The following is a 20987-nucleotide window of genomic DNA, read 5'->3' as shown; positions in this document are numbered from 1 at the left end:
TTTTATTTAAGAGCGAGTGGCACAAAATGAGAGGCTAATTTGAGCAATAAAATCGTTACTTTAGAGATCAATCTAGAACCTGCCGACAACCTACGCTTAGCAAGCTTATGTGGTCCATTCGACGACAATATCAAACACCTTGAACGCCGTCTTGGCGTTGAAATTAATTACCGTAGTAACTTTTTCACCATAGTAGGCAAGCCTCACACCACAGCGGCCGCTTTAGATATCATCAAGCACCTCTATGTAGAAACGGCTCCGGTCAAAGGCAACGTGTCCGATATTGAACCTGAACAGGTGCACCTAGCAGTTACCGAGTCAGGCATTTTGGAGCAACATGTCGAGTCTGAAATCGACTACGGCAAAGAAGTGACCATTAAGACTAAAAAAGGCGTTATCAAGCCACGTACACCCAACCAAGCTCAATACTTGATGAACATGGTCACTCATGACATCACCTTTGGTATTGGCCCTGCTGGTACAGGTAAAACGTACTTAGCGGTCGCGGCAGCAGTCGATGCTCTCGAACGTCAAGAGGTTCGCCGAATCCTACTGACTCGCCCTGCCGTTGAGGCTGGTGAGAAGCTTGGTTTCCTTCCAGGAGATCTAAGCCAGAAAGTCGATCCATATTTGCGTCCACTTTACGATGCACTCTTTGAGATGCTTGGCTTTGAGCGTGTCGAGAAGCTGATTGAGCGTAACGTGATTGAAGTTGCACCACTGGCTTACATGCGAGGACGTACACTAAATGATGCATTTATCATTCTTGATGAGAGCCAAAACACCACGGTAGAGCAGATGAAAATGTTCTTAACCCGTATCGGTTTTAACTCTCGCGCTGTGATCACCGGTGATATCACTCAAATCGATTTACCTCGCGGTGCGAAGTCAGGCCTACGTCACGCGACTGAAGTGCTCAGTGACGTTGATGACATTAGCTTTAACTTCTTCATGTCTGAAGACGTCGTTCGTCACCCTGTGGTTGCTCGTATCGTCAATGCGTACGAGAAGTGGGAAGCAAAAGACCAGAAAGAGCGCAAAGAGTTTGAACAACGTAAGCGTGAAGAACGCGAAGCCAAGCTTCTTGAGGCTCAACAAGCCGTTACGACACAATTAGCAACACAAAATAATTCTGTAATTGCAGAACAAGGTGATAAATAGATGTCTATTGAACTAGACCTGCAAATAGCGGTCGAAAATGAGCAAGGTCTTCCAACCGAGCAAGATATTCAGCTTTGGTTGGACAAGACAATTCCTCAGTTTCAAGAGAATGCCGAGCTCACCGTTCGTATTGTTGATACAGAAGAGAGCCACCAGCTCAACCATGACTATCGTGGAAAAGATAAGCCGACTAACGTGCTGTCTTTCCCATTTGAAGCGCCACCAGGAATGGAATTAGATCTACTGGGTGACCTTATTATCTGCCGCCAAGTTGTCGAAAAAGAAGCAGAAGAGCAAAATAAGCCTCTGCTAGCACACTGGGCTCATATGGTTGTACATGGCAGTCTGCATCTGCTAGGTTATGATCATATCGAAGATGATGAAGCTGAAGAGATGGAGTCACTCGAGACAGAAATCATGCAAACTATGGGCTTTGAAGACCCTTACATTCTAGAAAAGTAAATTGACTCTAGTAACGTAGATTGCAGAGAAACAAGAACTCATCGAACCTGTTATTTTCACAGGAATCTGAGTTTTAATGTGTGCTATCACACTTCTGATAGCGTTATTTTTTGAGAAATCATGAACGAAGGTAACCCCCCCACTTCTGAGGGAAGTAAAAAATCTGAAGGTCCGAGTAGAAAGTCCTTCTTTGAACGTCTAGGCCAAATATTTCAAGGCGAAGTTAAAGATCGCCAAGAACTTGTGGATGTTATCCGCGGTTCTGAAATTAATGACCTAATTGACCACGACACTCGCGACATGCTCGAAGGTGTTATGGAAATTTCAGAGATGCGAGTACGCGATATCATGCTGCCTCGCTCTCAAATGGTTACAGTTGAACGCACCGACGATTTAGATACGTTAATTGCGCTTATTACTGATGCTCAACACTCTCGCTACCCAGTGATCAGTGAAGATAAAGACCATGTTGAAGGCATTCTATTAGCGAAGGACCTACTTAAGTATTTGGGTTCAGAAAGTGCCCCATTTGATATCGAACAAGTGATTCGCCCTGTCGTGGTTGTTCCTGAAAGTAAGCGAGTTGATCGCCTGCTCAAAGAATTCCAAGAAGAGCGTTACCACATGTCTATCGTTGTCGATGAGTTTGGTGGTGTTTCTGGCCTGGTAACCATTGAAGATATCCTCGAAGAAATCGTTGGTGAAATTGAAGACGAATTCGACGATGAAGAAGAAGTAGATATTCGTAAGCTGAGTAAGCATACCTTCGCTGTTAAAGCTCTAACCACTATTGAAGATTTCAACGATACGTTTGAGACCTCTTTCAGTGATGACGAAGTGGATACAGTCGGCGGCATGGTAATGACAGCATTAGGTCACTTACCGGTTCGTGGCGAAATTGTAGAAATCGAAAACTACCATTTCAAAGTGACATCAGCTGATAACCGTCGTGTGATTCAGTTGCAGGTAACGATACCTGACGAACAACCTCTTCCAACTATCGAAGAATAACAACTTCTCTCTAAAGAGATGACAGAAATTAGATGACTAAACTATTTAATCATCGCCTATTACGGCCGCTTGCGGCCGTTTTTGTTGGCGCTATAACTACCCTTTCATTCGCTCCATATTCAATATGGCCTCTTGCTATTCTCAGCCCAGCTTTATTGTTGCTACTGATCAACAATCGCTCTCCAAAAAGTGCGCTATGGATTGGTTACGCATGGGGCTTAGGCCAATTCACGACTGGTATTAGTTGGGTATACGTCAGTATTGATGGCTTTGGCGGAATGCCTCTGGCTGCCAATTTATTCTTAATGGCATTGCTTGTTGGTTACCTTGCGGTCTACTCCGGTCTATTTACTTGGAGTTTAAACAAATTCTTTCCGAGCAATAACCTAAGCCGATTTTTTCTTGCTGCCCCTGCACTATGGTTAATCTGTGATTGGCTACGCGGTTGGGTAATGACTGGCTTCCCGTGGTTATGGCTAGGCTACAGCCAAATCGACTCGCCACTAGGCTCATTCGCACCGATTGGTGGTGTCGAGCTGGTGACGCTAGCGATTATTGTATCAGCCTCTGCACTCGCTTATACGGTCATAAACAAGGCGTGGAGTGTCGCTGTCATCCCTGCCGTTGTGTTTAGTACTGGTTTCGGTCTTCGAAATATCGATTGGGTGACACCGAACCCTGAAAAAACCACCTCAGTGGTATTGATTCAAGGTAACGTCGACCAAGACAGCAAATGGCTACCTAGCCATCGCTGGCCAACGATGATGAAGTACACCGATTTAAGTAGAGAAAACTGGGACGCCGATATCATCATCTGGCCTGAGGCGGCTATTCCAGCATTCGAAGTTGAGATTCCATCTTTCCTACGTAACTTAGATAGCGCAGCGAAGATGAACAACAGCTCAATCATTACTGGCGTACTGAATCAATCTGAAGATAAAAAGTACTACAACAGTGTTCTTTCTCTCGGTGTCAATCCATACGGTGAATACAGCTACGATCCAGACGAACGCTACCATAAACATCATCTTCTACCATTTGGTGAATTTGTGCCGTTTGAGGATATCCTACGCCCGTTGGCGCCGTTCTTTAATTTGCCAATGTCATCATTCAGCCGTGGTGATTTTGTTCAGCCAAACATCGTGGCAAATGGTCGTCATCTAGCACCAGCGCTTTGTTATGAGATCATCTTTAATGATCAAGTTAGACAAAACGTAACGGATGAAACTGACTTTATTCTAACGCTCTCTAACGATGCGTGGTTCGGCCGTTCGATTGGACCATTACAACATATGGAAATCGCACAGATGCGTGCTCTGGAGCTAGGTAAGCCGCTGATTCGTTCAACCAACAATGGCGTAACAGCAGTGACGGATCACAAAGGCAAAATCATCAAGCAAATACCGCAGTTTGAAACCGCAGTGTTGAAAGCTGAACTTATTTCAACGGATGGTCAAACCCCTTACCACGTGGTCGGTACTTGGCCGCTGTATATCTGGGCGTTACTGAGTTTAGTAGTTGGCTGGTTTATGAGAAGAAAAGACTAGATTCGAGATTCGACGAAAAGTTGTTGAGGGTTGGCCAATTTCGGTCAACCCTTTCTTATTGTTACAGCTTAAAATTGAAGACGTTATGGTTTAGTCTTTTACGGCTTAAGCGCTTTACGGCTAAACCCTGTCGAGCCACATTTAATACACGGAATAATCGTCGTTGGGTGGTTATATTCGGTTTGATGCCCACACTCATCACAGACAAGTGTCCCGAGCCCGATAACCTCTTCTGCTTGATACAAGCCTTGATGTTCTAAGTCTTGAAACAGTTCAACCCATTCCACCTTAGTGCGATCAGTGATATCCAAGAGTCCTTGCCAGATAGAGTCTGTGATCATTAAATAAAATGGACCACCTTTGCTCTCTTCATAGCTTTCGGAGAACTCTTTTAAGTCCGACTTCACGTAGGCCGAAATCAATGACAATTCGTCTTTGGTCATATCATTGGCTGCTTTCGCATACTTACCTGACGTTTCGATTTTATTGTTAAGCTCTTCAGGACTATGCTTCAGCGTTTCTATCACCTCTTCGACGACTTCTTCATAGAGTGCTTTTTTCTTCGGCATAACGACCTCCTTAAGATGACCAAGCTTTATCTTAGTGAACTGACCTTAAGTGAAGCGACCAGTTCCTAACAAACAAATGCAATTCATACCCTTAAGTATAGCTGTCCTAAGTAATTCGGTTGAATTTACGCAATCAACCACGCTGCAACTGCAAGTATGAAGGGTATAACTATTGTTGTACTAAGCTCCTTTAGGTATTCTATGACGATCTGTAAGATTCTGTTCTAACCGAACTCACAAATTCCAAGATAACCGGATACCATCGATGCAAGAACAATATAACCCGCAAGAGATTGAACAAAAGGTTCAACAACACTGGGATGACAGCGAGACTTTCGTTGTAAGTGAAGACCCAAATAAAGAAAAATTCTACTGTCTTTCTATGTTCCCGTACCCAAGTGGCCGACTGCATATGGGTCACGTGCGTAACTACACCATCGGTGATGTGGTATCTCGTTTCCAACGTCTACAAGGCAAAAACGTAATGCAGCCAATCGGTTGGGATGCATTCGGCCTACCTGCAGAAAACGCAGCTGTAAAAAACAACACAGCGCCTGCACCGTGGACTTACGAAAACATCGAATACATGAAAAACCAGCTTAAACTTTTAGGCTTTGGTTACGACTGGAAACGTGAATTCGCAACGTGTACACCTGAGTACTACCGTTGGGAACAAGAGTTCTTCACTAAACTTTACGAACAAGGCCTAGTTTACAAGAAGACTTCTTCTGTTAACTGGTGTCCAAACGACCAAACGGTTCTTGCGAACGAGCAAGTAGAAGACGGTTGCTGCTGGCGTTGTGACACTCCAGTAGAACAAAAGAAGATCCCACAGTGGTTCATCAAGATCACTGAGTACGCTCAAGAGCTACTAGACGATCTAGACAACCTTGAAGGTTGGCCTGAAATGGTTAAGACCATGCAGCGCAACTGGATCGGTCGCTCTGAAGGTGTTGAGCTATCTTTCGCTGTTAACGGTGAAGAAGCGCCACTAGAAGTTTATACAACTCGTCCAGACACGCTAATGGGTGTTTCTTATGTTGGTATCGCTGCGGGTCACCCTCTTGCAGAGAAAGCATCACAGAACAACCCTGAGCTTGCAGCATTCGTTGAAGAATGTCGCAACACCAAAGTGGCTGAAGCTGAACTAGCAACGATGGAAAAGAAAGGTATGGATACTGGCCTAACGGCTATCCACCCTCTTAACGGTCGTATTGTTCCTGTTTACGTAGCTAACTTCGTTCTTATGGACTACGGCACAGGTGCTGTAATGGCGGTTCCTGCTCACGATCAACGTGACTACGAATTCGCAACTAAGTACGGCATCGATATCATCCCAGTAATTAAGCCAGAAGACGGTTCTGAGCTAGACGTGTCTGAAGCGGCTTACACAGAGAAAGGTGTACTGTTCGATTCTGGTGAATTCGATGGTCTTGCTTTCCAAGAAGCATTCGATGCAATCGCTGCAAAGCTTGAAGCTGAAGGCAAAGGTAAGAAAACAGTAAACTTCCGTCTACGTGACTGGGGCGTTTCTCGTCAGCGTTACTGGGGTGCTCCAATCCCAATGGTAACCACTGAAGACGGTGAAGTTCACCCAGTACCAGCAGACCAACTGCCCGTTATTCTTCCAGAAGACGTGGTAATGGATGGCGTAACTAGCCCAATCAAGGCAGATAAGTCTTGGGCTGAAACAACATTCAACGGCGAACCTGCGCTACGTGAAACTGATACGTTCGATACGTTCATGGAATCTTCATGGTACTACGCACGTTACTGTTCACCACAAGCTGACGACATCCTAGATCCAGAGAAAGCAAACTACTGGTTGCCAGTTGATCAATACGTTGGTGGTATCGAGCACGCTTGTATGCACCTGCTTTACTCTCGTTTCTTCCACAAGCTTCTTCGTGATGCGGGTTACGTGACATCTGATGAACCGTTCAAGCAACTTCTATGTCAAGGCATGGTTCTGGCTGACGCGTTCTACCACACAAACGATAAAGGCACGAAAGAGTGGATTGCTCCAACTGACGTGACTATCGACCGTGACGCGAAAGGTCGCATTGAAAAAGCTGTCGACAATCAAGGCCGCGACGTTGAGCACTCAGGCATGATCAAAATGTCTAAGTCGAAGAACAACGGTATCGACCCACAAGAGATGGTAGACAAGTACGGTGCTGATACCGTACGTCTATTCATGATGTTTGCATCGCCTGCAGACATGACGCTTGAGTGGCAAGAGTCTGGCGTTGAAGGCGCAAACCGCTTCCTTAAACGTGTTTGGAAATTGGTTCACACTCATTCAGCTAAAGGTGCAGCTGAATCTGTTGACGCTTCTGCGCTATCTGGCGACCAGAAAGCACTTCGTCGTGATATCCACAAGACTATCGCGAAAGTAACGGATGATATCGGCCGTCGCCAAACATTCAACACTGCCATCGCTGCGATCATGGAACTAATGAACAAGCTAGCGAAAGCGCCACAAGAATCTGTACAAGATCGTGCAATTCTTGATGAGGCGCTAAAAGCAGTGGTTCGTATGCTTTACCCAATGACTCCGCACATCTCTTACGAAATGTGGATTGCACTTGGTGAATCAAACGTAGACTCAGCAACATGGCCAACTTTCGATGAGAAAGCGCTAGTTGAAGACGAGAAGACTATCGTTGTAATGATCAACGGTAAGCTACGTGCGAAACTGACTGTTGCAGCTGATGCGACCGAAGAGCAAGTTCGTGAACTTGGTCTAAACGATGAGAACGCTAAGAAGTTCCTAGATGGCTTAACTATCCGTAAAGTTATCTTCGTACCTGGCAAGCTTCTGAACATCGTTGCTAACTAATATTAGCTAACATTAGCTAGCTGACAGTTGCAGATTAAAGCGAACCAGCTTTAGTCTGCACATATAGCTGCTGAAGAGAACTTATTTTGTTTTCAGCAGTCTTTAGACAGGGTGCAACATCGCCCTGTCTACTTATTTAAGCGCTTTAGATTCATAGCCCAGCAATCCAAATGAACTAAAGCCTTTAAATAAGTATTCTACCTTCATGAGAGCCATCAAATAATGCGCCTGATTTCACTATCTTCATTGAAAGTTACTATTGTTGTTTTAACCGTTAGCCTGCTAAGTGCCTGTGGTTTCCACCTACGTGGTGATTACTCCGTCCCAGAAGAACTCAACAAGATCTCTGTGACCAGTTACGACCAATACAGTACGTTCACACGTATGATGAAAGGCCAGCTGCGCATGAATGATGTAGAAATTGTGCCACCGGCTGAGAACACACCTAACTTGCACATTATTAGTGAGAGTGTTGGCGAGCGTACCCTGTCTCTTTACCAAAACACACGAGCGGCAGAAAAAGAGCTGACGTTCCGTTCTTCATATCGAGTAACCATCCCCGATCTAGGTTCAAAAACATTCTCAACAAGCGTAACTCGCAGCTATTTAGATAACCCGCTAACGGCACTCGCAAAATCTGTTGAGCGAGACATGATTGAAGATGAAATGCGTAAGCTTGCGACAAGCCAGATCCTTCGTCAGATGGCTCGATTGAAAGCAAACATTGCAGCCGGTAGCATGGATCTACAAGCTCTAGAAAACGTTCAAGTAAAAGAGCTAGAAAAGCAGTACAACATCAAGAACATCGAAATTGACGACGTTGAGATCGACACCAGTACAGCACCAGATGCTGAGCCTAGCGTAACTGTTGAGCAATAGGTTCATTTGATGCGTATTTTTGCTGATCGTTTATCAGAGCAACTTGCTAAGCAGTTAAGCAACGTTTACCTAATTTTTGGTAACGAGCCTTTGCTGCTACAGGAAAGCCGAGAAGCGATTCAAAAGACAGCCAAAGAGCAAGGCTTCGATGAACGTCACCGTTTTGCGATTGATAATAGCCTTGACTGGAACCAAGTCTATGACTGCACTCAAGCATTAAGCCTATTTTCGAGTCGCCAGATCATCGAACTTGAACTGCCTGAGTCTGGGGTTAACGCTGCGATTGCGAAAGAGTTACTCGCGATTTCTGAGCATATTCACAACGACATCTTATTGATATTGGTTGGAACGAAGCTGACGAAAGCCCAAGAGAATGCAAAATGGTTCAAAGCACTCTCGAACCAAGGGCATTGGGTAAGCTGCTTAACTCCAGATGTCAGCCGCTTACCTCAGTTTGTCCAAGCGCGTTGTCGTCAGGTTGGCCTACTGCCCGACCCTGAAGCAATTCAAATGCTGGCACAATGGCACGAGGGCAACCTCTTCGCCCTGACTCAAAGCCTTGAAAAGCTCGCTCTACAGTATCCAGATGGAAAGCTCACATTAGTCCGACTCGAAGAGTCACTGAGCCGACATAACCACTTTACGCCATTCCATTGGAGTGATGTGTTATTGGCAGGCAAAGGTAACCGTGCACAAAGAATTCTGCGTCAGTTAGAAGCCGAAGGTGTCGAACCCGTGATCTTACTGCGTAGCATACAGCGTGAGCTTGCTCTGCTTTTACAAATGCAGCAACAAATGAAACAGATGCCAATCGGGCAGGTTTTTGACAAGCACCGTATATGGCAATCTAAGAAACCTCTTTATAACGCAGCGCTAACAAGAGTTCCGATTTCTCGATTACACTCCCTGTTTGCCTTGCTCACTCAAGCTGAATTGATGACAAAAACCCAATATGAACAGTCGCCTTGGCCACTAATTCATCAGTTAAGCGTAGAGTTTTGTATCCCTTCCGCTTCTATACCGTTTCACGCATAAAAGCGTGTTATATTCTAGGGTCAAAATACCCTAAACAAAGCTAAATTCAGATTAAAGGAACACCCAGTGTTACGTGAAGAACTAAAAGACTTTCTTGCAGATAAAGCCGACGACATGAAAGCAGAATCGATTGTAACTATCGATGTAGAAGGCAAATCAAGTGTGACTGATTTCATGATTGTTTGTACTGGCACTTCTAAGCGCCACGTTGCCTCTATTGCACAACATGTCGCAGATGAAGTAAGAAAAGTAGGTCTACAACCGCTAGGTATGGACGGACAAAAAGAAGGCGAATGGGTTGTCCTAGATATGGGTACGAGCATGTTGCACGTTATGCAAGAAGAGCATCGTGAGCTGTATCAACTAGAAAAGCTTTGGAGCTAAGCGTTGAAAATCCAACTGATTGCTGTTGGCACTAAAATGCCAAAGTGGGTTGAAGAAGGCTTTCAAGAGTATCGCCGTCGCTTCCCTCACGACATGCCATTAGAGCTCATTGAGATCACTGCAGGTAAACGTGGCAAAAATGCCGATATTGCTCGCATTCTTCAAAAAGAAGGTGAAGCGATGTTGGCAGCGGTTCCAAAAGGTAACCGTATTGTCACGCTCGATATCCCAGGTAAAAAATGGGATACACCACAGCTTGCTGAGCAATTAGAAAGTTGGAAGTTGGATGGACGCGATGTGTCCATCCTCATTGGAGGGCCTGAAGGATTAGCCCCTGCATGTAAAGCAGCCGCGGATCAAAGCTGGTCTTTGTCAGCACTGACCTTACCTCATCCATTAGTACGCGTTATCATGGCTGAAAGCTTGTATCGAGCTTGGAGCATCACTGCTAACCACCCGTACCACCGAGAATAAGCGTTAATGTTACGTAAACGTAGCCAAATCCGTGACTACAAAGCAGAAGCACGACTATTCACTAGCCGTGCTTTTGTTGCGTTTATAGGGATCATAGTCATGATGACTATGTTGGTTGTTAACCTGTATAACATTCAGGTCAACCAATATCAGGACTATAAAACTCGATCGAACGACAACCGAATTAAGGTTGTGCCTATCGCACCCAATCGCGGTTTAATTTACGATCGAAACGGAGTACTCCTTGCTGAAAACCGCCCAGTTTTCAACCTCGAGATCATCCCAGAAAAAATTAAAGATATGGATGACACACTCATCCGTTTGCAAACCTTAATTGAGATTCCTCCTGAACGTATCGAACGCTTTAATCGTGATCGTCGTAATTCACGACGCTTTAAGTCGGTACCGATTCTTAACCAACTCACTGAAGAGCAAGTGGCTGTTTTCTCAGTTAATCAACATAAATTTCCAGGCGTTGAAGTCACCGGGACTTTAAAACGTTTCTACCCTTATGGTGATGTTCTCACCCACGTGATTGGCTATGTCTCGCGAATTAACGATCGCGACATGCAACGCTTAGTCCGAGAAGAAAAAGACGCCAACTACCAAGCCACTCGTGACATCGGAAAGCTAGGTATTGAACGCTATTACGAAGACATGCTGCACGGAACGGCCGGCTATCAAGAAGTTGAAGTCAACAGCCGCGGGCGCGTCATTCGTACTCTAAAATTTGTCCCTTCGGTACCGGGTAAAGATATCGTGCTCAATCTCGATATCAAGCTGCAGACATACGTGCACAAACTGCTCGACGGACGCAGAGGCTCTGCAATCGTTCTCGATCCAAAAGACAATGGTGTATTAGCAATGGTATCAAGCCCAAGCTATGACCCAAATGCCTTCGTTCACGGTATTTCATCCAAGGGTTACAACGCCCTATTGCAGGATAAGAACCGACCTTTGGTTAACCGAGCCACTTTAGGTATTTATCCACCGGCTTCAACCATCAAACCTTTCATTGCCGTTGCAGCGTTGCAAGAAGGTGTAATCACACCGAACACAACACGAAATGATCCTGGATATTGGAAAATACCCAATTCAAAAACAAAACCGTTTCGTGACTGGCTTCGCTGGGGACACGGTAAAGTTGATATAGTGAAAGCGATTGAAGAATCTGTTGATACCTTCTTCTACCAAATATCCTTTGATCTAGGCATCGACCGTTTATCTAAATGGATGATGATGTTCGGTTTCGGTGATTACACCGGTATTGATATCTATGAAGAAAGTAAAGCCAACATGCCAACACGCGAGTGGAAAATGGCGCGACACCGTGTGCCTTGGTATCAAGGTGATACCATTCCCGTTGGTATTGGACAAGGTTACTGGACAGCGACACCCATGCAGATAGCGAAAGCGACATCGGTATTGGTTAATGAGGGTGAAGTAACAGCCCCTCATCTATTGCGCTCAACCATAGAGAACGGGCGTCCATTCGATGAACAAGTTCTTTCGGAAATCGAAACCTATCCACCAGTAACGGGTGTAAAGCAGAAGTATTGGGATATTGCCCAAGAAGGTATGAAGCTGGTAAACCACGGTAAAAAAGGCACGGCCAGACGCTCATTCCAGAAAATGTCTTACGTCTCTGCAGGTAAGTCCGGTACTGCACAGGTATTCGGCCTGAAAGAAGATGAAGAGTATAACGCGGACGAGATTGCCGAGCATTTACGCGATCACGCCCTCTTTACTGGTTATGCTCCTTTTGAAAATCCTGAATCAGTGGTTACCATTGTTTTAGAAAATGCAGGTGGCGGTTCATCCAATGGTGGCCCAGTAGTAAGAAGGATTTTAGACCATATTATCCTTGCAGAAGATTATCAAAGTGAGCCAATTAAATAATGAAACTTGATCCTTCAACTGGACGAAATAGAGCCCTATTTGAAAGACTGCACATAGACCTACCGCTGTTGCTTGGTATTCTGGTTTTAATGGGCTTTGCCTTGTTGATCATGTACAGCGCAAGCGGCCAAAGCCTGGCGATGATGGATCGCCAAGCGATGCGTATGGCTCTGTCTTTAGGTGTAATGATCTTCTTGGCTCAAATCTCACCACGCACTTACGAGAGCTTAGCTCCGTTGCTATTTGCGGGCGGCGTTATTCTGCTACTCGGTGTGTTGTTCTTTGGTGAAGCCTCAAAAGGTGCACAGCGTTGGCTGAACTTCGGATTTGTTCGATTCCAACCCTCTGAGCTACTAAAGCTTGCGGTGCCTTTAATGCTGGCAAGGTTTATCGGTAAGCGTTCACTACCACCGACTTTCCAAACCTTAGCGATCTCGTTGGTGATGGTGTTTGTACCCACTATTCTCATCGCTAAGCAGCCCGACCTAGGCACATCTATCCTGATTGCGGCCTCTGGTATCTTCGTTATCTTCCTTGCTGGTATCAGTTGGAAAATAATCATGAGTGCTGCAATTGCGTTGGGTGCGTTTATTCCAATCTTGTGGTTCTTCTTAATGCGTGAATATCAAAAAGTACGTGTAAGAACCCTTTTTGATCCTGAATCAGATCCATTAGGTGCGGGTTACCACATCATTCAGAGTAAAATTGCGATAGGTTCTGGTGGAGTATCCGGAAAAGGTTGGCTACAAGGCACGCAATCTCAACTGGAGTTTATTCCAGAACGACACACCGACTTCATCTTTGCAGTAATAGCCGAAGAATGGGGTATGATCGGTATTTTGTTTTTACTCGCTATCTACCTCTTCATTATTGGACGTGGTTTATTTCTGGCGAGCCAAGCGCAAACGGCATTTGGTCGAATGATGGCTGGCAGTATTGTACTGAGCTTCTTCGTTTATATTTTTGTAAACATTGGCATGGTAAGTGGCATTCTACCCGTTGTTGGGGTTCCTCTTCCGCTAGTCAGTTACGGCGGTACCTCAATGGTTACCCTCATGGCTGGATTTGGCATTTTAATGTCGATTCATACACACAGAAAAGCATTCTCAAAGGCGACCTAATTGATGTCTATTAAAGCATTCCCCCTAACAACATCTTTGGTCAATGAACTGCCAATCAAAAAAATGCTGTCTATCGTCGGCTTGGCAGTTTTGATTAACGGTTGTTCTTCCCAAGAGCAAAAAGGCCGTTACGACATTGATTCTGATATTGCGCCAGATGCGCCAATATCAGTCGAGCACCTAGAAGACGCTCACCCGCAGTATGAACCTTACAGCTTAGGCGGCAACACTAACTACACTCTGCGTGGCGAAGACTACAAAATCGTAAAAAAAACTGAAGGGTTTACCGAGAAAGGAAAAGCCTCTTGGTACGGTAAGAAATTTCATGGCCATTTAACCTCAAATGGCGAGATCTACGACATGTATTCGATGTCTGCAGCGCACAAAACATTGCCTATTCCAAGCTATGTAAAAGTGACAAATACCGATAACAACAAAACGACAATTGTTCGTATCAATGACCGAGGCCCATTCCATGAAGGCCGAATCATTGACCTTAGTTATGCGGCAGCTTACAAGCTCGATGTATTGAGAACAGGCACAGCAAATGTTGAGATAGAAGTCATCACTGTGGCTATGCCAACCGACGCGAATAAAAAGGCTGCTTTGCCGCAATTTATTATTCAGGTAGCCACATCTCCGCATGAAGATAGAACCGAAAAGTTAGCCAAAGATCTAGGCGAAAAGCTAGCTGTAGCAACGTTCTTGCAGTCAAATGACGACAACTACCGTCTGATGCTTGGGCCATTTCATGACTATGCTCTGACTCAAAAGAAATTAGAACAAGTTAAGCTAATGGGTTACCCGTCAGCTTATATAAAAAAGCACACGCTAACTCGCTAATTAATCTAACAGTTACTTCTGGTAATCAGCGCTCTGGTGTGACAGAGTGATTCTGTTAATATATGAATAGTTCACCAAATAATTGCATTCAAAATGATTAAATCTAATAAACTTGTTAAATCGATTTTTGCTACTTCTGTTGCTCTTTCTGCAACGATAGCTACATCGTCATTCGCCGCTCCTATTGTTGTACCTGATGCACCTCAAATCGCCGCTAAAGGTTTTGTTCTGATGGATTACCATTCAGGCAAAGTACTAGCAGAGAAAGAAATGAACACTCAGCTTTCTCCAGCAAGTTTAACCAAGATGATGACGAGCTACGTGATTGGCCAAGAGCTTGACCGTGGTAACATCAACTTAAACGACGACGTTGTCATTAGCGAAAACGCTTGGGCTAAAAACTTCCCAGACTCATCTAAGATGTTCGTTGAAGTAGGTACAACGGTTAAAGTTGAAGAACTGAACCGTGGCATCATCATTCAATCAGGTAACGATGCTTGTGTTGCAATGGCTGAGCATATTGCAGGCTCTGAAGACGCATTCGTTGACCTAATGAACGCTTGGGCAAGCTCTATTGGCATGAAAGACACGCACTTCGCTAACGTGCACGGTCTAGACAATCCAAACCTATACTCAACGCCTTATGATATGGCTCTACTTGGTCAGGCGCTAATTCGCGACGTTCCTGATGAGTACCGTATCTACTCACAGAAAAAATTTACTTACAACGGCATCACCCAGTACAACCGTAACGGTCTGTTATGGGATAAGAGCATGAACGTTGATGGCATTAAAACTGGCCATACAAGCAACGCAGGTTACAGCCTAGTAAGCTCAGCAACAGAAGGCAAAATGCGCCTAGTTGCGGTTGTGATGGGCACAAAGAATGCGAACGCTCGTAAAACAGAAAGCAAAAAGCTACTGAGCTACGGTTTCCGTTTCTTCGAAACAGTGGCACCACATACTGCTGGTGAGACATTCGTTGAAGAAAAAATCTGGATGGGTAGCAAGGACACGGTTGCTCTAGGTGTAGACGAAGATACTTTCGTTACTCTACCTCGTGGCCAAGCGAAGAACCTAAAGGCTAGCTTCGTTCTTGAAAAAGAACTGGAAGCACCAATTAGCAGAGGCGATGTTGTAGGCAAACTATTCTACCAAGTTGATGGTGAAGACGTTGCTGAATACCCGCTACTTGCACTTGAAGATGTAGACCAAGGCAGCCTATTTAGCCGTCTATGGGACTACCTAGTACTGCTGTTCAAAGGTTTATTCTAAACAAGCCATAAGTTTGTACGAAGCAATACACAAACTTCTTGTCTAGCTAACCTAATGAGTAAATTACTTATTTACTCATTAACGAAACAAAAGCCGCCATGTGCGGCTTTTGTTGATCTTGAGTTCGGTGATATTTACACGTAATATTCCGCCTTATTACTCGTGTCTGTTGACCGAACACGCTTTTTATCGACATTTCGCCAATTTGCGAGAGTCTAGCCTTTTGGAGCTAATCATGAACATCAATTCTGATGCAAAACTAAAAGATCTCTTAGAGTTCCCTTGTTCATTCACTTACAAAGTAATGGGCTATGCTAAGCCAGAGCTTACTGAGCTAGTGCTAGAAGTGATCCAGCGTCATGCTCCTGGTGACTACAGCCCAACACTAAAACCGAGTGCGAAAGGCAACTACCACTCTGTTTCGATCAATATTACAGCGACTTCAATTGAACAAGTAGAAACGCTATACAAAGAACTGGGCGACATCGAAATCGTTCGTATGGTTCTGTAATCAACGATTACGCATAGAAAACAGCGGCTTATTGCCGCTGTTTTTGTTTGAAACACCCTATCGGGCTCAAAGTCATTCAACTTAATTTTCAATAAATACAAAGAAAGTTGAAAAACCTTGCAGTCCGTCTGTAGTTAGAATCATGTTTCGCGTTTATAATGCGTTCACTTTATTAATCCTTGAGGGAGTGCAGCTTTGCAAAATAAGCTAATCGTAAAAAAATTAGGCCGTCAGGATTACGAACCCGTATGGAAAGCCATGCATAAGTTCACAGACGAACGCACAGAAGAAGACGTAGACCAAGTTTGGTTGGTTGAACACAACCCTGTCTTCACTCAAGGACAAGCAGGCAAAGCCGAGCATGTATTAAATGCTGGTGACATCCCTGTCATTCAAAGCGATCGCGGTGGCCAAGTGACTTATCACGGCCCAGGTCAGTTAGTCGCTTACTTTTTGATTAACATCCGCCGCAAAAAATTCGGAGTACGTGATTTGGTGACTCATATTGAGAACCTCGTAATCAACACTCTGAAAGCTTACAATATAAATTCAACTGCCCGACCTGACGCCCCAGGTGTCTATGTCGATGGCAAGAAAATCTGTTCACTCGGATTACGTATTCGACGCGGCTGCTCATTTCATGGGCTTGCACTCAACGTCGATATGGACCTGTCTCCATTCCTACGCATTAACCCATGTGGTTACCAAGGTATGGAAATGGCTCAGGTAAGCCAGTTAGGCGGACCCAGTGAATTAGAAAGCGTTGAGCAACAGTTAATACAAGAGCTAGTAGAACTACTCGGCTATGACCAAGTAGACATTCAAGCCACCAGTAACATTACAGCAGAAGCATAAAATCATGAGCAAACCAATCCAAATGGAAAAAGGCGTTAAATATCGTGACGCTGACAAAATGGCATTAATTCCCGTAAAGAATATGCCTGCTGAACAGAAAGAAGTTCTACGTAAGCCTGCATGGATGAAGATTAAACTTCCTTCAGACAGCCATCGTATTCAAGAAATCAAATCAGCAATGCGTAAAAACAACCTGCACTCAGTTTGTGAAGAAGCGTCTTGCCCTAACCTAGCCGAGTGTTTTAACCACGGCACGGCAACGTTTATGATTCTTGGCGCTATCTGTACTCGTCGCTGCCCGTTCTGTGATGTTGCCCATGGTCGTCCTGTTGCTCCTGAAGCAGAAGAGCCGAAGAAACTGGCTAAGACGATTAAAGACATGAAGCTGAAGTACGTTGTAATCACTTCAGTTGACCGTGATGACCTGCGTGATGGTGGTGCTCAGCATTTTGCTGACTGTAACCGTGAAATTCGCGAACAGAATCCAAATATTCGCATTGAAACGCTGGTTCCTGACTTCCGTGGTCGTATGGACGTTGCACTTGATCTAATGAAAGACAACCCGCCAGATGTTTTCAACCACAACCTAGAGACAGCACCACGTCTATACCGTAAAGCTCGCCCAGGCGCGAACTACAAGTGGTCTCTTGATCTGTTGAGAAAATTCAAAGAGCAACACCCAGACATCCCAACTAAATCAGGTGTGATGATGGGTCTTGGTGAAACGAAAGAAGAGATCGTTCAAGTACTGAAAGATCTTCGCGAACATGGCGTAACTATGCTGACACTAGGCCAATACCTTGCGCCAAGCCGTCACCACTTACCAGTAGAACGCTACGTGCCGCCTTCAGAGTTTGATGAGCTGAAAGAGATTGCTCTTGAACTAGGCTTCACTCACGCAGCTTGTGGCCCATTTGTACGTTCTTCTTACCATGCCGACTTGCAAGCTCAAGGTATGGAAATTAAGTAATCACCTGCTTAAACCAAAATTGAAAAGGCGCTGAATTGTATGTTCAGCGTCTTTTTTCTTTTTTCTTTTTTCTTTTTTCTTTTTTCTTTTGAGCAAACAAGCTTGTTCGATACGAAAACAACAAAGCCACTCATTAAGAGTGGCCTTGAATTCGAAGTCTAATCATCTAGATGTTAAATGGTCTATTAACCAAAAGAAGCCCAGATAACTGTTGCCACCAAGATTGGGCATACGAACTTCACATACATCGGCCACACTTTACCAAACCAACCAAGCTGAAAATCAGGACAACCTTGTTCAAGCTCTTTCACTTTTGAAGCTCGGCTCCACACCCAGCCGCCAAACAGACAGAACATCAGTGCTGCGACCGGTTGAAGATACTGAGTCGCTATCATCGCAACCATGCCAAACATCGCAGCAAAGTTATAAACTATCACCACACTGAACAGTGCAATAGCACCACCAATCACCCAACTCGTTGGTGTTCGTCTGGTATTGAAACGCTCACTCACTAGCGCTACAGGCCCTTCCAGCATCGAAATTGAAGAAGTTAGAGCAGCAATCGTTAGCAACAAGAAGAAGACAATTGCGAAGATCTGACCAAGTACGCCTAAGCTATCAAACATCAAAGGCAGAACCGTAAATACGAGTGTGTCAGAGCTCAATAGTGAGCCATCTTCAGCGTAGATTTGTACACCCTTCTGCATCGCAACAAACATGGCAGGCATAACCACTAAGCCAGCAATAAAAGCGACAGCGGTATCAACCAAGGTTACGTTCATCGCCATTTTTGGTAGGTTCTCTTTCTTGCTTAAGTAAGAACCGTAAACCAACATAGAGCAGCCACCAATGGTTAGCGAGAAGAAGCCTTGTCCCATTGCCGCTAGAATGAGTTTTCTATCCCACACTTTCTCAAAGTCTGGAACCAAGTAATGCTTCAGGCCTTCTATCGCACCCGCTTGCGTCATGATGTAAACAAACAGTAAACCAAACAAAATGAACAACGCTGGCATTAAGCGAGTCGACCACTTCTCGATACCCTGCTTCACACCACCTTGAACAATCAGAATAGTCAGTACATAGAAGAGCACGGTACCAAACACGTTTCGCTCAACACTGAAGCCTTTGAACCAATCAGCGATGGACTCTAAGCCAATCAGGTCAGCAACCGCGCCAAAAAGGAAGCAAATCAACCAACCGCCGACAATACTATAAAAGGCCAACACGGCGCTTGGGACACTTAAGCCAATCCAACCAACAAATTCACCGACTTTCTTACCTAAAGGATTCGAAGTCAAAGAGCGCATACTATCGACAGGGTTCGCTTGACCATGACGGCCAATCGCCATCTCAACAACCAGCATCGGGAAAGCAACCACGAAAATCATGATTAGGTAAACAAGCAGAAAAGCACCACCGCCGTTACTGGCAACTTGGGTTGGGAAACCCCAAATATTACCTAAGCCAACAGCCGCACCCGCCGCTGCTAAAATAAAACCCAAACGAGAACTAAAGTGCTCTCTTGAAGAGGAAGATTGTTGGTCCATATTGCCCGCATAAGAATCAGTGAACTAGTTGAGAAGTACAGTAATCAAAAGCAATGATAGGCACAACCAATAAATGAACAATTATCTTATTTTTACAATCTACTTAGTATTTAAGACCAAATTATTAACAATCTCCCAGACTAACTGACCAAATAAAATCAATGCAACGATTGATTAGACTATTCAAAGGTATTCCTTAATTAATCGTTAGCTTATTTAACCCATAAAAAAAGAGCACCAATCGGTGCTCTTCTGACGAATCTGAAACTCAAGCTAGATAGTAAATACTTGGTAGTCTTTTAGGTTCGGAATGATTTTATGCAGCTCTTGCTCTTGCTCTGCCATCTCATCTAGAGAATCACAGAACTCATTCGCTTCCTCTTGTACTTGTTGAGAGTGTTCTTTCATTCGCTCTTCAACTTTAAGCTTTAATTCAGCCATGCTATCAGCCATTTCGGTCAAATTTAGCCCGCCGTCTTGCTTCATTTTTTCCGACATCGCATTAAAGGCACTTGAGATAAACTCTTGGTTAAAGATCTCCTTAGCCTTTCCGAAATCTTCAGACCAACCATTGGCCATCGAATCGAAACTATCAGCCGGTAGGACTAACTCGCCATCTTTATAGTAACGAGCCTCTAATTCAGCAAAGTACGTTTTCATTGATTCTTTTACATTATCAAACGACTCTGGAGAATCTAGACTGGCAGCGATGTCATCAATAACATCATTCGCCAAGGCTAAGCTGTCATTCGCCATTTGTTTTGCGCGTGGTAAATACTCATTCATGCTGTCACGGTATTTTTCAATTGCCGCTTGTTGGTCGGCATCAAGTGCCACCTTTTCACCATGAATATAAAGATCGTTATTGCCATCAAGAATAGCTGTATCACCATTTACTTGATGGATTTCGACTTTCTGCTCATCAATTCGTAGTTCATTTTTCAAATCAACTCGACACTGAGCTGCAAAAGTTGGCAGGCTCACAACAGCGGTAGCCACTGTTAATGATGCAATTAATACGCTTTTTTTCATAACACCCTCTCATCAATCTGCCCAACGACTATACCGCTAGTTTATGCTTCTTTGTCAGAAAAACGTTTATATTTCTAAGCCTGTCATTCAGTCAATCGATACTACTTCATAGCAAAACTGTTTATCAGCGACCTTAAACTCAATTTCATCACCGACTTCTTTGCCCATTAGAGCCTGACCAAATGGCGCATTCGCCGTGACGATGGCAACCTCATTTTCGTGCCACGTAACAGAAAGCCCCCCGACTTTAGGTCCAAGGAAAAAGTGTTTATATTCATCATGTTCGTCAATAACGACAACATAGCTGCTGACGGTGATTCTTTCGCTGTCTCGCAAGACGAGGTTTCGGAAACACTGGATGTCATCTTCACACTCTTGAACTCGCATCGCCTGTCCATGCGCAAGGTACGAGGCTTCTAACGCCAAGGTATCGTATTTGTGCTCTGGCACGGTCTCTTCATCGGTCGCAGCATCAATAGCTCGCTGAGTCGCAGATTGTGCGATGCGTAGCCGTGATTCGAGTTGCTCTAAAATTATTTGTCGAAGCTCAGACTTATTCATACTTTTGGA

Annotated in this window: 20 protein-coding genes; 16 read left to right on the top strand and 4 right to left on the bottom strand. The window is 44.5% G+C overall.

Annotated elements, in window-relative coordinates; translation table 11 throughout:
- Positions 1–39: 39 nt before the first annotated feature.
- The 4 genes from QUF19_RS03715 (at position 40) to lnt (ending at position 4181) form a co-directional block, all read left to right on the top strand.
- Positions 40–1161, top strand: a complete 1122-nt coding sequence (locus QUF19_RS03715; RefSeq protein WP_286296102.1) for a PhoH family protein — start codon at positions 40–42, stop codon at positions 1159–1161.
- Positions 1162–1623 carry an rRNA maturation RNase YbeY gene (gene ybeY / locus QUF19_RS03710; RefSeq protein ID WP_065113503.1) on the top strand — a complete coding sequence of 154 codons (462 nt, stop codon included), beginning with the start codon at positions 1162–1164 and terminating at the stop codon, positions 1621–1623.
- A gap of 120 nt (positions 1624–1743) precedes the next feature.
- Positions 1744–2634 (top strand): CNNM family magnesium/cobalt transport protein CorC, encoded by an 891-nt coding sequence (gene corC / locus QUF19_RS03705; protein WP_017104425.1) that lies wholly within the window; start codon positions 1744–1746, stop codon positions 2632–2634.
- Positions 2635–2666: 32 nt separating this feature from the next.
- Positions 2667–4181 (top strand): apolipoprotein N-acyltransferase, encoded by a 1515-nt coding sequence (lnt, locus tag QUF19_RS03700; protein WP_286296095.1) that lies wholly within the window; start codon positions 2667–2669, stop codon positions 4179–4181.
- A gap of 98 nt (positions 4182–4279) precedes the next feature.
- On the opposite strand, the gene QUF19_RS03695 is transcribed toward lnt, so the two are convergent.
- The gene (locus QUF19_RS03695; protein WP_099167163.1) at positions 4280–4750 is read right to left on the bottom strand and encodes a zinc ribbon-containing protein; all 471 of its coding nucleotides are present in this window, start codon (positions 4748–4750) and stop codon (positions 4280–4282) included.
- 265 nt (positions 4751–5015) lie between these two features.
- Between QUF19_RS03695 and leuS the strand changes: the two genes are divergently transcribed.
- The 12 genes from leuS to lipA all read left to right on the top strand — a co-directional run bounded on the left by leuS (position 5016) and on the right by lipA (position 17838).
- Positions 5016–7592: a leucine--tRNA ligase gene (leuS, locus tag QUF19_RS03690; RefSeq protein WP_286296091.1), complete on the top strand. Its 2577-nt coding sequence runs from the start codon at positions 5016–5018 to the stop codon at positions 7590–7592.
- Positions 7593–7814: 222 nt separating this feature from the next.
- Positions 7815–8471, top strand: coding sequence for an LPS-assembly lipoprotein LptE (locus tag QUF19_RS03685; protein WP_286296088.1), 657 nt, complete (start codon positions 7815–7817; stop codon positions 8469–8471).
- Positions 8472–8480: 9 nt separating this feature from the next.
- Positions 8481–9506 (top strand): DNA polymerase III subunit delta, encoded by a 1026-nt coding sequence (gene holA / locus QUF19_RS03680; RefSeq protein WP_286296086.1) that lies wholly within the window; start codon positions 8481–8483, stop codon positions 9504–9506.
- Between the two features lie 66 nt (positions 9507–9572).
- Positions 9573–9890: a ribosome silencing factor gene (gene rsfS / locus QUF19_RS03675; RefSeq protein ID WP_017104431.1), complete on the top strand. Its 318-nt coding sequence runs from the start codon at positions 9573–9575 to the stop codon at positions 9888–9890.
- A 3-nt stretch (positions 9891–9893) separates the two neighbouring features.
- Entirely contained in the window at positions 9894–10364 is a 471-nt protein-coding gene (gene rlmH / locus QUF19_RS03670) for a 23S rRNA (pseudouridine(1915)-N(3))-methyltransferase RlmH (RefSeq protein WP_065104956.1), read from the top strand.
- Between the two features lie 6 nt (positions 10365–10370).
- Positions 10371–12263, top strand: a complete 1893-nt coding sequence (gene mrdA, locus QUF19_RS03665; protein ID WP_286296082.1) for a penicillin-binding protein 2 — start codon at positions 10371–10373, stop codon at positions 12261–12263.
- Positions 12263–13384 carry a rod shape-determining protein RodA gene (gene rodA / locus QUF19_RS03660; protein WP_102437490.1) on the top strand — a complete coding sequence of 374 codons (1122 nt, stop codon included), beginning with the start codon at positions 12263–12265 and terminating at the stop codon, positions 13382–13384. The genes mrdA and rodA overlap by 1 nt, the downstream gene beginning before the upstream one ends.
- 3 nt (positions 13385–13387) lie before the next feature.
- Positions 13388–14227: a septal ring lytic transglycosylase RlpA family protein gene (locus QUF19_RS03655; protein WP_286296076.1), complete on the top strand. Its 840-nt coding sequence runs from the start codon at positions 13388–13390 to the stop codon at positions 14225–14227.
- Between the two features lie 93 nt (positions 14228–14320).
- Positions 14321–15502 carry a serine hydrolase gene (locus QUF19_RS03650; RefSeq protein WP_286296074.1) on the top strand — a complete coding sequence of 394 codons (1182 nt, stop codon included), beginning with the start codon at positions 14321–14323 and terminating at the stop codon, positions 15500–15502.
- A 232-nt stretch (positions 15503–15734) separates the two neighbouring features.
- Complete coding sequence (ybeD, locus tag QUF19_RS03645) at positions 15735–16013, top strand: DUF493 family protein YbeD (RefSeq protein ID WP_029223455.1); 279 nt, start codon at positions 15735–15737, stop codon at positions 16011–16013.
- Positions 16014–16208: 195 nt separating this feature from the next.
- Entirely contained in the window at positions 16209–16868 is a 660-nt protein-coding gene (gene lipB / locus QUF19_RS03640; protein WP_076668146.1) for a lipoyl(octanoyl) transferase LipB, read from the top strand.
- A 4-nt stretch (positions 16869–16872) separates the two neighbouring features.
- Positions 16873–17838, top strand: coding sequence for a lipoyl synthase (gene lipA, locus QUF19_RS03635; protein WP_017110197.1), 966 nt, complete (start codon positions 16873–16875; stop codon positions 17836–17838).
- Positions 17839–18023: 185 nt separating this feature from the next.
- On the opposite strand, the gene QUF19_RS03630 is transcribed toward lipA, so the two are convergent.
- The 3 genes from QUF19_RS03630 to QUF19_RS03620 all read right to left on the bottom strand — a co-directional run bounded on the left by QUF19_RS03630 (position 18024) and on the right by QUF19_RS03620 (position 20978).
- Complete coding sequence (locus QUF19_RS03630) at positions 18024–19385, bottom strand: sodium-dependent transporter (protein WP_286296066.1); 1362 nt, start codon at positions 19383–19385, stop codon at positions 18024–18026.
- A gap of 273 nt (positions 19386–19658) precedes the next feature.
- Positions 19659–20417: a YggN family protein gene (locus tag QUF19_RS03625; RefSeq protein WP_286296064.1), complete on the bottom strand. Its 759-nt coding sequence runs from the start codon at positions 20415–20417 to the stop codon at positions 19659–19661.
- A gap of 87 nt (positions 20418–20504) precedes the next feature.
- Complete coding sequence (locus QUF19_RS03620) at positions 20505–20978, bottom strand: GreA/GreB family elongation factor (protein ID WP_286296061.1); 474 nt, start codon at positions 20976–20978, stop codon at positions 20505–20507.
- Between the last annotated feature and the right edge of the window lie 9 nt (positions 20979–20987).

The organism is Vibrio sp. FE10 (genome assembly GCF_030297155.1).
Classification (GTDB): domain Bacteria; phylum Pseudomonadota; class Gammaproteobacteria; order Enterobacterales; family Vibrionaceae; genus Vibrio; species Vibrio apostichopi.
The sequence above is the reverse complement of the archived record's forward strand: the minus strand, read 5'-3'. Positions and strand labels throughout refer to the sequence as shown.